We start from the raw sequence: 752 nt of genomic DNA, 5'->3' as shown, positions 1-752 counted from the left end.
TCGCAGCGCAAGGACGGTGACGCCGATGGTGGCGCGTTGCTGGTCGAGCGGGGCGGTAGCGCCCACCTGAAGAAGGTCACCCTGACCCGTAACAGCGCCGAGGGCGACGGCGGCGCGATCGCCAACTTCGGCCGGGTCGACATCGAGGACAGCAAGATCGAGGACAACCACGCCCGCGAGAACGGCGGCGGCGTGTTCAACCTCGGCCTGCTCACCGTCAAGCACACCAAGTTCAGCAACAACACCGCCGGCAAGAACGGCGGCGGCATCGCCAACGGCCGCGACAAGCACGACGACCACGACAAGAACGGCCGCGACAACAACGGCCGCGACGACAACAACGGCCGCAACAACAACGGCCGCGACGGCAAGAACGGCCGCGACGGGGACATGAACCGGATCCTCGACGGCCGCGACAAGGCCGGCAGCGTCGAGATCTACAAGAGCGACATCGAGGGCAACAAGGCCGACCGCAACGGCGGCGGCCTGTTCAGCTCCGGCGGCTTCGTCGAGATCGTCCACTCGTCGATCAAGGACAACAACGCCTGCGACAACGGCGGCGGCATCTACGTCAAGGACACCAGCCTCGACCTCGACCACGTCATCGTCGCCAAGAACCACGCCAGCAAGGACGGCGGCGGCGTCTACAACGCCAACGACAAGAAGGACAAGAACGACCGCGACGACAAGAACAACGGCAAGGACAACGGCAAGAACGGCAAGGACGGCCGCAACAGCTTCAACGGCCAGGA

1 pseudogene is annotated in these 752 nt (G+C 65.3%); it reads left to right on the top strand.

The features are described from left to right. Positions 1-752 (top strand): annotated as a pseudogene (locus ACSNN7_RS29005) (hypothetical protein); the annotation flags it as partial.

The sequence above is a fragment of the Micromonospora sp. URMC 105 genome, assembly GCF_051386295.1.
Classification (GTDB): domain Bacteria; phylum Actinomycetota; class Actinomycetes; order Mycobacteriales; family Micromonosporaceae; genus Micromonospora.
This window is presented reverse-complemented; position numbering and strand designations above follow the sequence as displayed.